Origin of the sequence: Pseudomonas sp. NPDC096950 (genome assembly GCF_044762525.1) — a bacterium.
Lineage (GTDB): Bacteria > Pseudomonadota > Gammaproteobacteria > Pseudomonadales > Pseudomonadaceae > Aquipseudomonas.
Genome location: NZ_JBIWEL010000029.1, coordinates 22929 through 40477 on the forward strand (window position 1 = coordinate 22929; position 17549 = coordinate 40477).

Annotated in this window: 12 protein-coding genes; 6 read left to right on the forward strand and 6 right to left on the reverse strand. The window is 60.4% G+C overall.

What is annotated here, in order from left to right:
• Positions 1–53: 53 nt before the first annotated feature.
• Positions 54–1238, reverse strand: a complete 1185-nt coding sequence (locus ACIQY3_RS29840) for a thiolase family protein (RefSeq protein WP_054051873.1) — start codon at positions 1236–1238, stop codon at positions 54–56.
• Between the two features lie 102 nt (positions 1239–1340).
• Positions 1341–2855 (reverse strand): polyphosphate:AMP phosphotransferase, encoded by a 1515-nt coding sequence (pap, locus tag ACIQY3_RS29845; RefSeq protein WP_403027084.1) that lies wholly within the window; start codon positions 2853–2855, stop codon positions 1341–1343.
• Positions 2856–3035: 180 nt separating this feature from the next.
• Between pap and mnmC the strand changes: the two genes are divergently transcribed.
• On the forward strand, positions 3036–5015 hold the full coding sequence (mnmC, locus tag ACIQY3_RS29850) for a bifunctional tRNA (5-methylaminomethyl-2-thiouridine)(34)-methyltransferase MnmD/FAD-dependent 5-carboxymethylaminomethyl-2-thiouridine(34) oxidoreductase MnmC (RefSeq protein ID WP_403027087.1): 1980 nt from the start codon (positions 3036–3038) through the stop codon (positions 5013–5015).
• Between the two features lies 1 nt (position 5016).
• Here the strand turns inward: mnmC and ACIQY3_RS29855 are convergent, their stop codons facing one another.
• Positions 5017–9843, reverse strand: coding sequence for an NEL-type E3 ubiquitin ligase domain-containing protein (locus tag ACIQY3_RS29855; RefSeq protein WP_403027090.1), 4827 nt, complete (start codon positions 9841–9843; stop codon positions 5017–5019).
• 297 nt (positions 9844–10140) lie between these two features.
• Between ACIQY3_RS29855 and ACIQY3_RS29860 the strand changes: the two genes are divergently transcribed.
• The 4 genes from ACIQY3_RS29860 to ACIQY3_RS29875 all read left to right on the forward strand — a co-directional run bounded on the left by ACIQY3_RS29860 (position 10141) and on the right by ACIQY3_RS29875 (position 15409).
• Complete coding sequence (locus tag ACIQY3_RS29860; protein ID WP_403027093.1) at positions 10141–11913, forward strand: N-acetylglutaminylglutamine amidotransferase; 1773 nt, start codon at positions 10141–10143, stop codon at positions 11911–11913.
• Positions 11914–11916: 3 nt separating this feature from the next.
• Positions 11917–13662: an N-acetylglutaminylglutamine synthetase gene (ngg, locus tag ACIQY3_RS29865; protein WP_403027098.1), complete on the forward strand. Its 1746-nt coding sequence runs from the start codon at positions 11917–11919 to the stop codon at positions 13660–13662.
• A gap of 145 nt (positions 13663–13807) precedes the next feature.
• Entirely contained in the window at positions 13808–14998 is a 1191-nt protein-coding gene (locus ACIQY3_RS29870) for an osmoprotectant NAGGN system M42 family peptidase (protein ID WP_054051863.1), read from the forward strand.
• A gap of 183 nt (positions 14999–15181) precedes the next feature.
• Positions 15182–15409, forward strand: a complete 228-nt coding sequence (locus tag ACIQY3_RS29875; RefSeq protein WP_010461751.1) for a YheU family protein — start codon at positions 15182–15184, stop codon at positions 15407–15409.
• A gap of 5 nt (positions 15410–15414) precedes the next feature.
• Here the strand turns inward: ACIQY3_RS29875 and csrA are convergent, their stop codons facing one another.
• From csrA to ACIQY3_RS29890, 3 genes are all read right to left on the reverse strand, one after another.
• A complete protein-coding gene (gene csrA / locus ACIQY3_RS29880) occupies positions 15415–15600 on the reverse strand; it encodes a carbon storage regulator CsrA (RefSeq protein ID WP_403027101.1) in 186 nt (61 codons plus the stop codon).
• Between the two features lie 153 nt (positions 15601–15753).
• Positions 15754–16086 (reverse strand): YnfA family protein, encoded by a 333-nt coding sequence (locus ACIQY3_RS29885; RefSeq protein WP_403027104.1) that lies wholly within the window; start codon positions 16084–16086, stop codon positions 15754–15756.
• Positions 16087–16150: 64 nt separating this feature from the next.
• A complete protein-coding gene (locus ACIQY3_RS29890; protein WP_403027107.1) occupies positions 16151–16966 on the reverse strand; it encodes an SDR family oxidoreductase in 816 nt (271 codons plus the stop codon).
• A 398-nt stretch (positions 16967–17364) separates the two neighbouring features.
• Between ACIQY3_RS29890 and ACIQY3_RS29895 the strand changes: the two genes are divergently transcribed.
• Positions 17365–17523, forward strand: coding sequence for a DUF3309 family protein (locus tag ACIQY3_RS29895; protein ID WP_177331420.1), 159 nt, complete (start codon positions 17365–17367; stop codon positions 17521–17523).
• Positions 17524–17549 lie beyond the last annotated feature (26 nt).

The following is a 17549-nucleotide window of genomic DNA, read 5'->3' on the forward strand; positions in this document are numbered from 1 at the left end:
GGGAGCGAGCCTGCTCGCGAAGGCTATTAAACAGACAACCCAAATCCCGCGGTTTAACGCACCGCCTCAAACAACCCCGTCGCCCCCATCCCGCCACCCACGCACATGGTCACCACGCCATAACGCAAATTGCGCCGTTGCAGTTCCCGCACGATATGCCCGACCTGCCGCGACCCGGTCATTCCGAATGGGTGCCCGATGGAAATCGACCCGCCATTGACGTTGTACTTGGCGTTATCGATTTCCAGCCGATTACGGCTGTACAGGCACTGGGACGCGAACGCTTCGTTGAGTTCCCACAAATCGATATCGGCAATCTGCAAGCCCTTGGCCTTGAGCAGCTTCGGCACCGAGAACACCGGGCCGATGCCCATTTCATCCGGCGCGCAACCGGCCACGGTGAAGCCACGGAAGAACGCTTTCGGCTTCAAGCCCAATTCCAGGGCTTTTTCCAGGCTCATCACCAGAGTCATCGACGCACCATCCGACAACTGCGACGAGTTACCCGCCGTCACCGAGCCGTCCTCGGCGAACACCGGTTTCAAACCGGCGAGGCTTTGCAGGGTGGTGTCCGGGCGGTTGCAGTCATCGTGGTCGACGATGCCGTCAAGGATTTGCACCTGACCGGTGGCCTTGTCTTCGACCCGGTACTTGACCGCCATCGGCACGATTTCATCATTGAACAAACCGGCCGCCTGGGCCTGGGCCGTGCGTTGCTGGCTCTGCAACGCGTAAAGATCCTGTTCTTCGCGGCTGACGTTGTAACGTCGGGCGACGATTTCAGCGGTCTGGCCCATCGGGAAATAGATGCCCGGCACCTGTTCCTTGAGCAGCGGATTGATCAGGTTATCGGTGTTGACGCTTTTCATGGTCAGGCTGATGGACTCGACGCCACCGGCCACGATGATGTCGCTGCAACCCGAGGCGATCTGGTTCGCAGCAATCGCGATGGCTTGCAGGCCCGAGGAACAGAAACGGTTGAGGGTCATGCCGGCGGTGCCGATGCCCAGGTGCGAGAGCACCGCGACGTTGCGCCCGATGTTATAGCCCTGGGCGCCTTCGTTGGAGCCGGCGCCGACAATGCAATCCTCGACGCTGGCCGGGTCGATGTCGTTGCGCGTCAGCAGCGCATTGACACAGTGGGCCGCCATGTCGTCCGGACGGGTCTGATTGAACTTGCCGCGAAAGGATTTGGCCAGGCCGGTCCGTACGCTGTCGACGATCACCACTTCACGCATGGCATACCTCATTGTTGTTGTCGGTTGAGAGTGGACCGAGCATAAGTCCACCCCATTGCCGACCGCGACAATCATTCACCTCGCGTATGCGCAACCATCGTCCTAGTTCTTGTGCTTCCTGGCTTTCTTGTCGGCTTTTTCGAACGCCTCTTCCAGCGCCCGGTTGATGGTGCGCAACACTTTGACCCGCGCCCAGCGCTTGTCATTGGCTTCCACCAGGGTCCAGGGTGAGATCTCGGTGCTGGTGCGGTCGACCATGTCGCCGACCGCCGCGCGATAGGCGTCCCACTTGTCGCGGTTGCGCCAGTCGTCTTCGGTGATCTTGAAGCGTTTGAAGGGGATTTCTTCCCGAGCCTGGAAGCGCTCCAGTTGAGTTTGCTTGTCGATGGCCAGCCAGAACTTGACCACGATGACGTGGGAGTCGGAGATCTGCTCTTCGAAATCGTTGATCTCGCTGTACGCCCGCAGCCAGTCTGCCGGAGGGCAGAAGCCTTCGACGCGCTCCACCAGCACCCGGCCGTACCACGAACGGTCGAACACGGTGAATTTACCCTTGGCCGGGAGGTGCCGCCAGAAACGCCACAGGTAGGGTTGCGCCCGTTCTTCTTCGGTGGGCGCGGCAATCGGCACGATGCTGTACTGACGTGGGTCGAGGGCTGCCGCAACCCGACGAATCGCCCCGCCCTTGCCCGCCGCATCATTGCCCTCGAACACCGCCACCAAGGCGTGCTGACGCATGCGTTTGTCGCGCATCAGGCCGGAGAACCGCGCCTGTTCGGTAATCAGTTGTTCTTCGTAATCGTCCTTGTCCAGGCTTTGGGTCAAATCCAGGCTGTCGAGCAGGTTCATTTGATCGACATGAATGGGCAACGGCGCGGCGTTGACTTTGTCAGGATGGACCTTGGGCCGCTTCAAGGCATTTTGCAGGCCTTCGAGCAGAATCTGGCCGACCACCAGACTGCGGTAATGCGGGTCGACGCCTTCGATCACATGCCACGGCGCATAGTCGCGACTGGTGCGACGCAGCACGCGCTCGCCGTATTTGACGAATTTGTCGTAGGTCTTGGATTGCTGCCAGTCCAGCGGGCTGATGCGCCAACTGTGCAACGGGTCGTCGGCCAGCGCCTTGAGACGCGCCTTCATTTGCTTCTTGGAGAGGTGGAACCAGAACTTGAAGATCAGCGCGCCTTCGTCGCAGAGCATTTTTTCGAAACGCTCGGACTGGTTGATCGCCTGATCCAGCACCGCATCCTTGAAGTCGCCATGGACGCGACCTTGCAGCATCTGGCTGTACCAGTTGCCGAAGAAAATCCCCATGCGGCCCTTGGCCGGCAGCATCCGCCAGTAACGCCAGGCCGGTGGCCGCGCCAGTTCTTCGTCGGTCTGCTGGTCGAAGGTGCGCACCTCGATCAGGCGCGGGTCCATCCATTCGTTGAGCAACTTGACCGTTTCGCCTTTGCCGGCGCCTTCGATGCCGTTGATCAAAATGATCACCGGAAAGCGTTGTTGCTGCTGCAGTTCAAACTGCGCTTCGAGCAAGGCTTCCCGCAGGGCCGGCACTTCGGCGTCGTAGGTTTCTTTGTCGATGGCGTGACCGATTTCGGCAGATTCGAACATGGGCGGCTCCCTTCCAAGATTGAGCAAGACTAGCGGATTGACCTCTCCTATGGGGGGAGAAGTTCAAGATCACGAGCAAGATCAAAAGATCGCAGCCTTACCTGTCTAAGAACCTGCCATGGATCAAGCACGCCCCCACCGATCAGATAGAATGCCCGCCTTGCCGTTACCGAGCCTGCCATGAACCCCGAATTGCCCCACGCCCAGCTCGACTGGGATGACCAGGGACGCCCGTACTCGCGGGTGTTCGATGATGTGTATTTTTCCGACCTGTCCGGGCTGGATGAAACCCGTTATGTGTTCATCGAACAAAACCGTTTGAAGGAACGCTTTGCCGCGTTGCCCGCCGACGGTTGCCTGGTGATTGGCGAGACCGGTTTCGGCACCGGGTTGAATTTCCTCTGCGCCTGGCAACTGTTCGAAGAGCAGGCCGTGGCCGGTGCGCGATTGCATTTTGTCAGCGTGGAAAAGTACCCGCTGACTGCCCCGGACCTGCAACGGGCATTAGCGCTGTGGCCAGAACTCAAGCCATTCGCCGATCAATTGCTGGCCCAATACGTGGCGATCCATCAGGGTTTCCAACGGCTGGTGCTGGATAACGGTCGGGTGACCCTGACCTTGCTGATCGGCGATGCACTGGAACAATTGCCGCAGCTGGACGCGCAGATCGATGCGTGGTTTCTCGACGGTTTTGCCCCGGCGAAAAACCCCGACATGTGGACCGCCGAGTTGTTCGCCGAACTGGCGCGCCTGTCCGCTCCCGACTCGACCATCAGCACCTTTACCAGCACCGGTTGGGTACGTCGGTTGCTCAACGCGGCGGGCTTCAAGATGAAGCGCACCCCGGGCATCGGCCACAAATGGGAAATCCTGCGAGGCGCCTTCCTCGGCTGGCCCACCGAAGTTGCCGCATCTGTCACCGCCAAACCCTGGTTCGCGCGTCCGCCCGTGCATAAAGGCGAACGCCGCGCCGTGGTGATCGGTGCCGGCCTCGCCGGTTGTGCCAGTGCGGCCAGCCTTGCGGCCCGGGGGTGGCAGGTCAGTTTGCTGGAACGGCATGCCGACATCGCCCAGGAAGCCTCGGGCAATCCGCAAGGCGTGCTGTACTTGAAACTGTCGGCTCATGGCACTGCGTTGTCGCAATTGATCGTCAGCGGTTTCGGCCACACCCGGCGCGCACTCGAACACTTGCATCGCGGTGTCGACTGGGACGGCTGCGGTGTGTTGCAACTGGCGTTCAATGCCAAGGAAGCCGAGCGCCAGGCGCAATTGGCGGCGGCGTTTCCTGCGGACCTGCTGCATGTGCTGGATCAGCAACAAGCTGAAGCGCGGGCCGGCATTGCGCTGGCCCATGGCGGCTTGTTTTATCCCGAAGGTGGCTGGGTGCATCCGCCAGCGCTGTGTCAGTGGCAGGCCACCCAACCCAATATTCAGTTGTTGACCCATCGCGATGTGCTGGAACTGCGCAAGGTCGAGCACCAGTGGCAAGCCTGGGACGGCGACACCTTGCTCGCCAGCGCACCCGTGGTGGTATTGGCCGGTGCCGCCGAGATCAAGCGTTTTGAACAAAGCGCCGACCTGCCGCTAAAACGCATTCGCGGACAAATCACTCGACTGGCGCAAACCGACGAAAGCCAGAGTCTGGCCACAGTGGTCTGCGCCGAAGGTTATGTCGCGCCTGCACGCTTGGGCGAACACACCCTGGGCGCCAGTTTCGATTTCAACAGCGATGACCTGACGCCGACCACCGCCGAACACCTGGGCAACCTGCAATTGCTGGAAGAGATTTCCAGCGATCTGGTCACCCGCCTGCACGCCGATCAACTGGACGCCGAACAGCTGCAAGGTCGCGCGGCGTTCCGTTGCACCAGCCCCGACTACCTGCCCATCGTCGGCCCATTGGCTGATGGCCAAGCGTTCAACCAGGCCTATGCCGCCCTGAGCAAGGACGCCCGGCAAGTGCCGGACTTCCCGTGCCCCTGGCTCGAGGGCTTGTACGTCAACAGCGGTCATGGCTCACGGGGTTTGATCACCGCGCCACTGTCCGGCGAGTTACTGGCCGCGTGGCTGGACAACGAACCGTTGCCCTTGCCGCGCAGCGTCGCCGAGGCCTGTCACCCGAATCGCTTTGCCTTGCGCCGGTTGATCCGCGGCAGTTGAGTCAAACTTCCGCGATGGCACACAACCCCAGGTCAACCCGCTTCATGGTCTCGTCCGTCAAACGTTCCAGCAGCTTCATCTCGGACAGGTCGCGGTCCTTATTGATGGCCTCGACCTGCGCTCGGTAATCGGCATCCTTGAGGGTCTCGGCCTTTTCGAACACCTCGCTCAAGCGGGTTTGAAACGGCGCATTCATCGCCGAGAACGCCTTGGGCGAATACTGTTTCAGGTAGTCGACCCAGAAGAATTGCTTCGCCAAGGATGTGCGCAACGCCGGGGAAAGCTCGGCGGCGAGGATTTGGTTTTTCGCCGCCGCAATGTCGGTGGCTGTCACGTCGCCGAGGGAGGAAAAACGCATGTACTTGGGCTGCCCCGGCAATTCAAGATCCTCCGCCAGCCCCGTTCGATACGCCAGGTTGGCCTCCAGCGGGTCCACCGCCGGGTGGGTGGCTTTATGTTCCAGGGCGATGGCATTCAATCGCTCGATTCGAAACAACACTCGCCCCAGTTGCAACAGTGGCTTGGCGGAATCGGCGGTGGTGCCGGACAGCCGTCGGACTTTATCCACCTCCACCGCCACTTCCAGGTTGCTGAAATTCATCGCCGCCGTGTCCGTGCAGTTGATCGGGTTGGCCGCCTGATTCAGCACTTGGTCACGCAACGCCGCATCGCCATAGGCGGCTTCCAGCACCGACCAGACTCTGCGGGTCATGTCTTCGCGAACGTATTCGCTGTCCGCGGTGTTCCCCAACTCGGCCAGCAACTGGAACAGACTTTCGGACTGCGGATCATCCCTGAACGCGTTCCAGATCTCGCCACGTCGGGTGTAAGTGACCCTGGTTTCCTCTGGCAACCAAAGCGCCTTGGCGCTCTGTTCGTTCATACGGGCGATGTCATCGTCGAAATAGCCCATGCCCACCCCGGTGCTATCCCGATAGGTTTCGAGCTTGATGCGACTGGCGTCGTCCAGGGTGTTGGTTCGCAGGTTGATGCTTTTGCTGAAGCGCGTGGGAGCCTCAAACAGCCAGTCGGGCAGCGTCCGAATGTTGTTCTCGCGCAGGTCGACGAAATTCAGATGAGGCAACCGGACCAGGCCTTTGGGCAGCTCGGTAGCCCCGGTGTCACGCAGCGCCAGCAGACGCAAATCGAACATCTTGGTGACATCGGGGGTGGCGCCCAGGGCGTTTTTGCTCAGGTTCAGCGATTCCAGTGAGCGCATGGCCGCCAGTTTCACCAGGGTTGTCTCGGACAAGCGCAGCCGGTTGTTCGCCAGGCTCAAGTGGATGAGTTTGGGCATCAGCGCCAACGCGTCGGGCAACGCGGTGATTTGGTTGCCGTCCAGCTCCAGGGATTCAATGCCCTTGAAGGATTTCAGGAAGTGCACCATGTCGTCGCCCTGCTGCATGCCTTTCAATGACAAACGCTGGACGTGACTGAAGTCGATATCGGCCGGCAATGTCGGGAGCTTGCCGACACGCATGCCATCCAGGTTCAGCCCTGGCACATCGTTGCCCTGCTCATTGCGCAGGAGCACCATTCGCCGCCAACTGTTCTCGATGGCATTGGCCACCTGTCGACGACTTTGTTGGTATTCACGCCAGTCGCCCGGCAGCTTGCGCATGTTGGCGTCATCGTTGCGCCAGGTCTTGAGCACGCCGCGCAGGGTTTCGAGTTGAGTCTTGCGCTGCTTGACCGCCGTGGCCCTGGTCAGGTGGTCAGTGCCCAGGCCATCGAGCAGGGTATTGAGCTGTTTATCCGTCAGCAGCGGATAGAGCTTTTTGACTTTGCGCAGCAATGCACGGGGGTGAGTCGCTGAAGGCAGCGGTGGGTCGGCCTGGATACAAGCGGCTGGCGCGGCGATTTCCAAGGGTTTACCCACGAGTAAACGCGCCGCTTGCGCCCGTTCCTCCGTGGCCCGGGCCAGCAACTGGCCGCGCAACAACCTGGCTTGCGCCGGCAACTGATTGCCCAGCCCCATGGCTGTCCGTTGTGCCGTGGGAAGGGCTTGCACGATGGCTTCGTACAAGGCGTCCGGACCTTTTGTTGCCGGGCCGAGGGACTTTCCATCGCTGCCAAAAGCCTGGTAGCCGGCCGCTGACTTGACGACAGTGCGCTTCAACACACTGCCCTCCCGACGAATACTGTGCAGCACGTTGCCGGTGATCGAGCCTTCTCGCACCTCAAGCAACATTTTGCGATCCCAGCCACGCAAGTGTTCGAGCAAGGCCAACGCCAGATTTTCGCTGTCGCCACTGGCGATTTCCGGCAGGGACAAGCCGCTGATGGCTCGGTCCAACTGCACATCCGCCACCCCTTCACGGGACTTTTGCGCCAGCCCCATGGGCACGCGCTTGTTGGCTCGCAGACGCAAGCGCTCGACGCTGCTGGCCTGATCGATCAATTCCTGCGCCATGTCGACGGGCAACTGCGCGAATTCCTTCCTGACGAGTTCCACATCACTGGCCGTACTGACGTCGTGCAACTGGTACAAGCGGTTGAACAGCGGTACGCGATCCTGCTTCAACGCGGCGCTGAGTTTTTTCGCCAGCGCATCGACGTCCTTTTCCGTGCTGGTCTTGGCACCGATCAACGTGTCCACTTCGGTCTGGTACAAGCCAGCCACCACCTTCTCGAACAACTTGCCCTGGGCCAGATCCGTTTCAGTGACATCAACCGCCAGTTCCTCGTCCGTGACCCGTGCGGTTTTCGGATACACCGCGCTGACCTTTTGATCGCGCCCCAGCACGCGGATATAGCGCCCGGCCGGCCAGCCGCTCATGGACGGCAACGCCTGCAGATGCTCGGAGGCATGCACGGCACTGCGGGGATCGCCTTTTTCCAGGGCGGCGATACAGTCGCGCAGGCGTTGGTCCAGGCGAAAACGCTCGATGCAGTCCTTCAACCGGGCGCTCAAGACCAGGCTTTCTTCGTTAAGGTGATGCAGGTCCGGGACTGAAGTGCCGGTGACCCGTCGAATGGTTTCCAACCGACTGTCCTCCAGCGCCGCCAAGCGTGAATCCGCACGTTTGAGCGCATAGCTGCCCTCACGCCATTGATGGGGTTGCTCGAATGCCAGCCGCCAGCCGCGTTCGCCGTTGTGTTCGAGAACCGGCGAAAAGGCATCGTCCCGGGAAAAATGCCGAACCCGCCATTTTTTCAGCGTCGGGTCGTAATGAATCCGATAGGCGCTGTCGTCGATGCGGATGTGCGGATGCCCGTCAACCTGGTAAACCCCTTCGGCGTCGGCGGCACGCCCGCTCAGCAAACCGAGGGGACGCTTGTACGGCTGGAGGTCGGTCTTCCAGAGACGCGGCTTGCCGCTGCTATGGGTCATCGATTCGAACTGACTGAAAAACGCCGGGTGTTCACGCACGGTTTTCTTGACCAGCGCACCGATGACTTTACCGCCAACGGCAAACGCACCCAGCAAGGCGAGGTTTTCCGCGACGCTGAGCAGGTGAGACAGGGCTTCCTGTTTGTCGCCGTGCTGCCAGTCCTGCACGCCGTCATAGACTTCGGCCAGCACCATTCCGACGCTCACGCCAATCATCAACTGCCCTAGCACCGGGACAAAAAATGCCGCGACATTGGCGACGGTCAAACCCAGCTCAATGAAACTCTGCAAACGCTGCTTGCGCGCCTCTTCATCCACATCCGCCGTCGGCACGGCCAGCTCCCGGGCATCGATCTGCATCTTGCCGAGCGCACTCTGGATCAGGAATTGGGAGAGCGGCACGGTGATCGGCAGCGCCTTGAAGGTGTCCAGGTTGCTGGCCTGTGCCGCGGATTTGAAGAACTCCAGTTTGTGGTCTTCTTCGATGCCGTGGGCGAAGTAGTCCTTGTAGCTGTTCACCTTCAACTTCAGGCCCAGATACAGTTTGAACTCGGCAAAAGTCTTGTATTCGTAGAGCGGCCGCCCCGGTTCGTTGGGCATGTAAACCACGCACCATTCGTTTGGATACGTCTCGACCGAACGTTTGGAGAACACCACCACACCCCAGACACAAGTGCCGAACAATTCCATGCCCTGGATGATCAGCGGTTCGCTGCCGTGGGTGATTTTCTGGATCCCCGTCTCACTGCCTGTTCCGCTGTGAGTGTTGAGCGTCAGCAGGGTTTTATAGGCGGCTTCGGTGAGGTGCTCTTTCATGAAAGCCAGGTGCGCATCGACCCTGAGCTTCTTGATCTTGAGCCATTTGAGGTCATTGACCAGACCGTCGGACGTCGTCGGGAGCTGGAACACTTCGCGGATGTGGTCTTGATAGCGCTGGCCCAGGTCGAGTTCCCGGCACAGGGTGGCAAAGGCTTGTGGCGTCAGGCCCGTGAGACCTTTCGGGCTCGAGGCGACATCAACAGTGCTTTCGGCTGGAAACCCGTCCTTTTCGGTTTCGGCGGTGGTGAAGTTTTGCATCGCAGCCTGCAGCAGGCTGCGGCGGACCGAGGGGATTTTCATCACACCTTCGGTCGTCGTCGATGCGCCTTCGCAACCACAGTCGAACCCGGGAAGCACTAACGCGTCGTGGTTCACATCGAACGCCACGGACCACTTCCGGGTCAGCGCGCTCGACAGTTGCGACGCGCAAAAAGTGTCCAGCGGTTGCAGCTTCTGCATCAGGAGTTCGAACTTTTGCTGATAAACCAGCAGCTCTCGCGTATCGGTGTCTAACGCCGCGAGGACCGTCGGCGACGCCTTGAGTAACCAGGCAGGAAGGCCCTTGTGCAACGTCTCGGCGATGTCCAGATCCCCGGTTGCCTCCAGCAGCGCGATGAGGGTTTCGGTGTGACTCAATGGTCGGCGCGCCGGCGCCGGGGTTTGCGTGGTTAACATCAGCAATATCCTTATTGCAGGTCAGTAGCCCTAAACCTATCGACTCCGAGGCAGGAAAAAAAACACGAAAACCGGGACGTTCCGGCGCTGGTTTGAGCAGTAACTCGCATGCTTTCTATAACTATGTACCGCACGGCAGCCCTGTGGTTGTGCATGCCGCCTACAACAGCCCCGCCCTGCTACTTATAACCGATCGATCTAAAACTCCCGCCAACCCACCGGGTCAGTTTCAGAGTACCCGCCGTGTCGGCGCGGTATCGACTGACCCTCCCCAACGGAAAAACCGGTAAGGACTTTATGTGCGGATTAGCTGGCGAGTTACGCTTTGATCACCAACCTGCGGACCTCGCGGCCGTTGAACGAATCACCCATCACCTGGCCCCTCGCGGCCCGGATGCGTGGGGCTTCCACAGCCAAGGGCCGATTGCCATGGGCCATCGTCGCCTGAAAATCATGGACCTGTCGGATGGCTCGGCGCAGCCGATGATCGACAACCAACTGGGCCTGTCCCTGGCTTTCAACGGCGCGATCTACAACTTCCCGGAATTGCGCACCGAGCTGGAAAGCCTCGGTTATGCGTTCTATTCCGGCGGCGATACCGAAGTGCTGCTCAAGGGCTATCACGCCTGGGGCGAAGCACTGTTGCCCAAGCTCAATGGCATGTTCGCCTTCGCTATCTGGGAGCGCGATGCCAAACGCCTGTTCATTGCCCGCGACCGTCTCGGCGTGAAGCCGTTGTACCTGTCGCGCACCGGCCAGCGCCTGCGCTTCGCCTCGGCATTGCCGGCGTTGCTCAAGGGTGGCGATATCAGCCCGATGCTCGATCCGGTGGCGCTCAATCACTATCTGAATTTCCACGCGGTGGTCCCGGCCCCGCGCACCTTGATCGCCGGCATCGAAAAACTGCCGCCGGCGACCTGGATGCGCATCGAAGCCGATGGCACCACCGAGCAGAAAACCTGGTGGACCCTGCCCTACGGCCCCCACGCCGATGAGATGAACCTGACCCTGGAAGACTGGCGTGACCGTGTGCTCGACAGCACCCGCGAAGCGGTAGCGATCCGTCAGCGCGCGGCGGTGGATGTCGGCGTGCTGCTTTCTGGCGGCGTCGATTCGAGCATGCTGGTGGGTCTGTTGCGTGAAGTCGGCGTGGAAAACCTGTCGACCTTCTCCATCGGTTTCCAGGATGCCGGCGGCGAACGCGGCGACGAGTTCCAGTATTCGGACCTGATCGCCAAGCATTACGGCACCCAGCATCACCAGTTGCGGATTCAGGAAAGCGAGATCATCGAGCAACTGCCTGCGGCGTTCCGCGCCATGAGCGAGCCGATGGTCAGCCATGACTGCATCGCCTTCTATCTGTTGTCCCGGGAAGTGGCCAAGCATTGCAAAGTGGTGCAAAGCGGCCAGGGCGCGGATGAATTGTTCGCCGGTTATCACTGGTACCCGCAAGTGGACGGCGCGGCCGATCCGTACGCGGCGTATCGCGAGGCGTTTTTCGACCGCAGCTACGAAGATTATGCCGCCACCGTGCAGCCGAAATGGCTGACGGCGAATGACGCCGCTGGCGACTTCGTGAAGGAACATTTCGCACAACCCGGCGCCGATGCGGCGGTGGACAAGGCCCTGCGCCTGGACAGCACGATCATGCTGGTGGACGACCCGGTCAAACGCGTCGACAACATGACCATGGCCTGGGGCCTGGAAGCGCGTACGCCGTTTCTCGATTATCGCCTGGTGGAATTGTCGGCCCGGGTGCCGGGCAAATTCAAACTGCCGGACGGTGGCAAGCAGGTATTGAAAGAAGCGGCGCGGCTGGTCATTCCAAGCGAAGTGATCGATCGTAAAAAAGGCTACTTCCCGGTGCCCGGCCTCAAGCATTTGCAGGGCGATACCCTGAACTGGGTGCGTGAACTGCTGCTCGATCCAAGTCAGGATCGCGGCCTGTTCAACCCGGCCATGCTCGACCGCCTGCTGACTGACCCGCAGGGCCAGTTGACCCCGTTGCGCGGCTCCAAGTTGTGGCAATTGGCGGCGCTGAACCTGTGGCTCAGTGAACAAGGAATCTGATCGATGAAACCCCACGCCACGGCTTACAGCCAACGCTTGTTGCGCGGTCAGTCTCCCACTTACGAACGCTTGCAGGCGCGCCTGGCCGAGGACGGCAGCGAACTCGGCGCGGCACCGATCGCGGTGCATTGCGGTTGGGGCCGGTTGCTGATCGGGCATACGTTTCCTGATCCGGCGAGCATCGCCCAAGAGTTGCTTAACGAACATCCTGGCGAGCGCGATATCGCCCTATATGTGGCGGCGCCCCAGCAAGTGTTGGGGCTGGAGCCGGCACAGTTGTTTCTTGATCCGTCCGACACCTTGCGCCTGTGGTTCAGCGATTATCGCCAGTCGACCCGAGTGTTTCGCGGCTTCCGTATTCGTCGGGCCCAGAGCGAGGCGGATTGGCAGGCGATCAATCTGCTGTATCAGGCCCGCGGCATGTTGCCGATCGATCCGTCGTTGCTGACCCCGCGTCACATGGGCGGCCCGGTGTATTGGCTGGCGGAAGACGAGGACAGCGGCGCGATCATCGGCAGCGTCATGGGCCTCAATCATCACAAGGCCTACAACGATCCGGAGAACGGCAGCAGCCTCTGGTGCCTGGCGGTCGATCCGCACTGTTCGCGGCCCGGCGTCGGCGAAGTGCTGGTGCGGCATTTGATCGAACACTTCATGAGCCGTGGGCTGAGTTACCTGGACCTGTCGGTGTTGCACGACAACCGCCAGGCGAAAAGCCTCTACGCCAAGCTTGGTTTTCGTAACCTTTCTACCTTCGCCATCAAGCGCAAGAACGGCATCAATCAGCCGCTGTTCCTTGGGCCGGGGCCAGAGGCAGAGTTCAATCCCTATGCGCGAATCATTGTCGAGGAAGCCCATCGGCGTGGCATTGATGTGCAGGTCGATGACGCCGACGCCGGGATGTTTACCCTCAGCCATGGCGGGCGCCGGGTGCGTTGCCGCGAATCCTTGAGCGACCTGACCAGCGCCATCAGCATGAGCCTGTGCCAGGACAAGAGCCTGACCCATAAAGTGTTGAAAGCCGCTGGCCTGAACCTGCCCTCCCAGCAACTGGCGGGTAACGGCGACGACAACCTGGCGTTTCTCGACGAGCATGAACGGGTGGTGGTCAAACCCTTGGACGGCGAACAGGGCCAAGGCGTGGCGGTGGATTTGCAGACCATTGAAGAGGTTCAGCTAGCCATTGAAGCGGCGCGCCAGTTCGACACCCGTGTGTTGCTGGAAAGCTTCCACGAAGGACTGGACCTGCGGATTGTGGTGATCGGTTTTGAAGTGGTCGCCGCCGCCATTCGCAGGCCGGCGGAAGTCGTCGGTGATGGCCAGCATTCCATCGGCGCGCTGATCGAAGCCCAGAGCCGACGTCGCCAGGCGGCCACCAGCGGTGAAAGCAAGATCCCGCTGGACCACGAAACCGAGCGCACCTTGCGGGCGGCGGGTTACGACTACGAGAGCATTCTGCCGGCGGGTGAGCATCTGTTCGTACGGCGTACGGCGAATCTTCATACCGGCGGCGTGCTTGAAGACGTCACCGCGATCCTGCACCCGACGCTGGTGGATGCCGCCGTACGCGCGGCGCGGGCGCTGGACATTCCGATGGTCGGGCTCGACCTGTTGGTGCCGGCGGCCGATCAGCCGGAGTATGTGTTTATCGAAGCCAATGAACGCGCCGGCCTGGCGAATCATGAACCGCAGCCGACGGCGGAGCGGTTTGTGGATTTGTTGTTTCCGCATAGTCAGCCGGCGGTTTAGACCTCCCCTTCATGATCGTTCCCACGCTCTGCGTGGGAATGACTCCTCGGACGCTCTGCGTCCGCTCTTGGGACGCAAAGCGTCCCTGGCTGCATTCCTACGCAGAGCGTGGGAACGATCAGCCGTTTACTCATCAGGAGTTTCCATGACCAGCAAAATTCCAGAACCGGATCTCAACTACCTGCAAAAAGTCCTGCTGGAAATGCTCGCCATTCCCAGCCCGACCGGATTCACCGACACCATCGTGCGTTACGTTGCCGAGCGGCTCGAAGAGCTGGGCATTCCGTTCGAGATGACCCGGCGCGGCACCATCCGCGCCACCCTCAAGGGCAAGAAAAACAGCCCGGACCGAGCGGTGTCCGCGCATCTGGACACCATCGGCGCAGCGGTGCGTGCAGTGAAAGATAACGGTCGTCTGACGCTGGCCCCGGTCGGCTGCTGGTCGAGCCGTTTCGCGGAGGGCAGCCGCGTCAGCCTGTTTACCGACAACGGCGTGATTCGTGGCAGCGTGTTGCCGTTGATGGCTTCCGGGCATGCATTCAACACCGCCGTGGATGAAATGCCGATCAGTTGGGACCACGTCGAACTGCGCTTGGACGCCTATTGCGCGACCCGCGCCGATTGCGATTCCCTGGGGATCAGCGTCGGCGATTTCGTCGCGTTCGATCCGTTGCCGGAATTTACCGAAAGCGGCCACATCAGCGCCCGTCACCTCGACGACAAGGCCGGGGTTGCCGCGCTGTTGGCGGCGATGAAAGCCATCATCGACAGCGGTGAAGAGCTGATGATCGACTGTCACCCGCTGTTCACCATCACCGAGGAAACCGGCAGTGGCGCGGCGGCGGCATTGCCGTGGGATGTCAGCGAATTTGTCGGCATCGACATTGCGCCGGTCGCGCCGGGGCAGCACTCCAGCGAGCATGCGGTGAGTGTGGCGATGCAGGATTCCGGCGGCCCGTATGACTATCACCTGTCGCGGCATTTGCTGCGACTGGCCAGCGACAACGACTTGCCGGTGCGCCGCGACCTGTTCCGCTATTACTTCAGCGATGCCCATTCGGCGGTGACTGCCGGGCATGACATTCGTACCGCGTTGCTGGCATTTGGTTGCGATGCGACCCATGGTTACGAGCGGACGCACATCGACAGCCTCGCGGCGCTGAGTCGTCTGCTGGGTGCGTATATCCTGAGCCCGCCGGTGTTTGCCAGCGATGCGCAACCGGCCAAGGGTTCGCTGGACCGGTTCAGTCACCAGATCGAACATGACACGCAGATGGAAAGCGATACGCGGGTGCCGTCGGTGGATAGTCTTGTTGGGCAGCGTAACGAGAGCTGATCCTGATATTTTCGCTGTCTGAAAGATTGCCTTCGCGAGCAAGCCCGCTCCCACAGTTGATCGCATTCCAACTGTGGGAGCGGGCTTGCTCGCGAAAGCGGCAGATCAGGCAATGATGCGCTCAGGCTAGCCGCAAAACCCCATTCGCCGTAGCATCGCGCCATTGTTTTAGCCGAGGTGCCCATGCTGATCCCTTACGACCAACTTGAAGTCGACACCCTGACCCGCCTGATCGAGGATTTCGTGACCCGCGACGGCACGGACAATGGCGATGACACGCCGCTGGAAACCCGCGTACTGCGAGTTCGCCAGGCGCTGACCAAGGGCCAGGCGCTGATCGTTTTCGACCCGGACAGCGAGCAATGCCAGTTGATGCTCAAGCACGACGTGCCCAAGCACCTGTTCGACTGAATCGCTCAGCGTCTTTTGTTTTTGGCCAGTTTGACCTGGATGCGTTCGTAGACTTCGGCTCGGTGCACATCGACGTCTTGTGGCGCTTCGACACCAAAGCGCACGCTGGAGCCGTTGACCGCGAGAATGCGCACGGAAATGTTGTCACCGATGGAAATCAATTCGCCTACGACACGACTGAGTACAAGCATGGCCTTTATCCTTCAGGGGTTACCGGACCCTGAAGATGCCCGGCGTGCGCCGGGGCTTCAATGCGCTGCGGGCAAATCAGTCTTGCCCTACAACCCGGGAAATTTCGCCTGACGGAAACGTCCCGCAAACCGGGCCAATGAAGGACTGATCTTTCAGGATGCGGTGAAGCGCGGGCCGAAAAGGATGACAGACGCGCCGATCACGCACAGCGCCACGCCGATCCAGTCCGAGCCCAGCGGACGCACCCGCTCGACCACCGCCAGCCAGCCAATCGACGCAATGATGTAGATGCCACCGTAGGCGGCATAAGCGCGCCCGGCGTAAGTCGCTTCGATCCGGGTCAGCAACAGCGCAAACAAGGTCAGGCTCAGCAACGCCGGGATCACCCACCACGCACTTTTACCCTGGCGCAGCCACATCCAGAACGCGAAGCAACCGGCGATTTCGAACAGCGCAGCGAGGAAAAACCACAGGTAATTGAGCATGCAGACGTCTCGTGAGGATGGCCGAATGCGGCCACCCTAACGACGGTGTTGCCTGCGGGCAAGATCAGCCCGCGGATTGTTTGGCCTTGGCGCGCATTTTGTCGGCCATGACGGTCATTTCGTTGTAGAGCAGTTGCGGGTTTTTCTGCTTGAGCGCCCAAGCCATGCGCCCCTGTTCGTGAGGCAGGATCATGAACTCGCCGGCGGCCACCTGGGTGTAGATGTAGTCGGCAATGTCGGTGGCGGTGATCGGCGAACTTTCCAGCAACTTGCCGACCTGGGCTTTCATCGCCGGGGTCGGGCCACGGAAAGAGTCCAGCAGGTTGGTCTGGAAGAACGACGGGCACACCACGTGGACACCGACTTCCTGCTGCGCCAGTTCGATCAACAGACTTTCGGACAACGCCACGACACCGGCCTTGGCCACGTTGTAGTTGCTCATGGCCGGACCTTGCATCAGCGCCGCCATGGACGCGATGTTGATGATCTTGCCTTTGCTTTTTTCCAGCAGTGGCAGGAAGGCCTTGCAGCCTTTGACCACGCCCATCAGGTTGATTGCGATCTGCCAGTCCCAGTCTTCCAGCGACAGCTCGCTGAAGAACCCGCCCGAGGCCACGCCGGCGTTGTTGACGATGACATCGATGCCACCGAGTTTCTCTTCGCACGCTTGGGCGAACGCGGTCAGTTGGCTGTAGTCGCGTACGTCGCAACGCTGGATAAAACCGTCGCCGCCCGCTTCGCGCACCAGTTTCAGGGTTTCCTGCAGACCGGGCTCGCTGACATCCGACAAGGCCAGTTGCCAGCCTTCGCGGGCCCAGCGCAGCGCGATTTCGCGACCCAGGCCCGAGCCTGCGCCAGTGATCATCATGCGATTTTGCATAGCAAACAGCCTTGTTGTTCTGGGGAAGATGCGCCGAGTGTAGCGAAGGAAATTGCCCGACCCACGCTCCATCAGATTGCTGAATGGTCCGGGCAAACCGTGGGAGTGACTGGCCTGGTTTGTTTGTAGACCGTGTTGCCGCCTTCGCGAGCAAGCCCGCTCCCACAGGGGAACGCATTCCCCTGTGGGAGCGGGCTTGCTCGCGAAGAACGATAACGCGGTCTAACTTGTGAACTTGACCGAAAAGAAAAAGAAATAACCCTGGTTTCTAAAAAACATTAAAAAACTTTGAATTTTCTTTCATGCCCGAGAGTCGGATTTTGTAAGCAGTTCGGATTAATTACATCCCGGCTGATGGTTAAAACATTCGGTCAATCCGGAACACTTCCAACAAGGAAATCGTCATGGGCACAATTCTTATCGTTATTCTGATCCTCTTGCTGATCGGTGGTCTGCCAGTCTTCCCACACTCCAGAAGTTGGGGTTATGGCCCATCGGGTATCCTCGGCGTGGTGTTGGTAGTGCTGTTGATTCTGCTGTTGCTTGGCAAGATATAAAGATTTAACCCGAGCAAAAAAAGAGG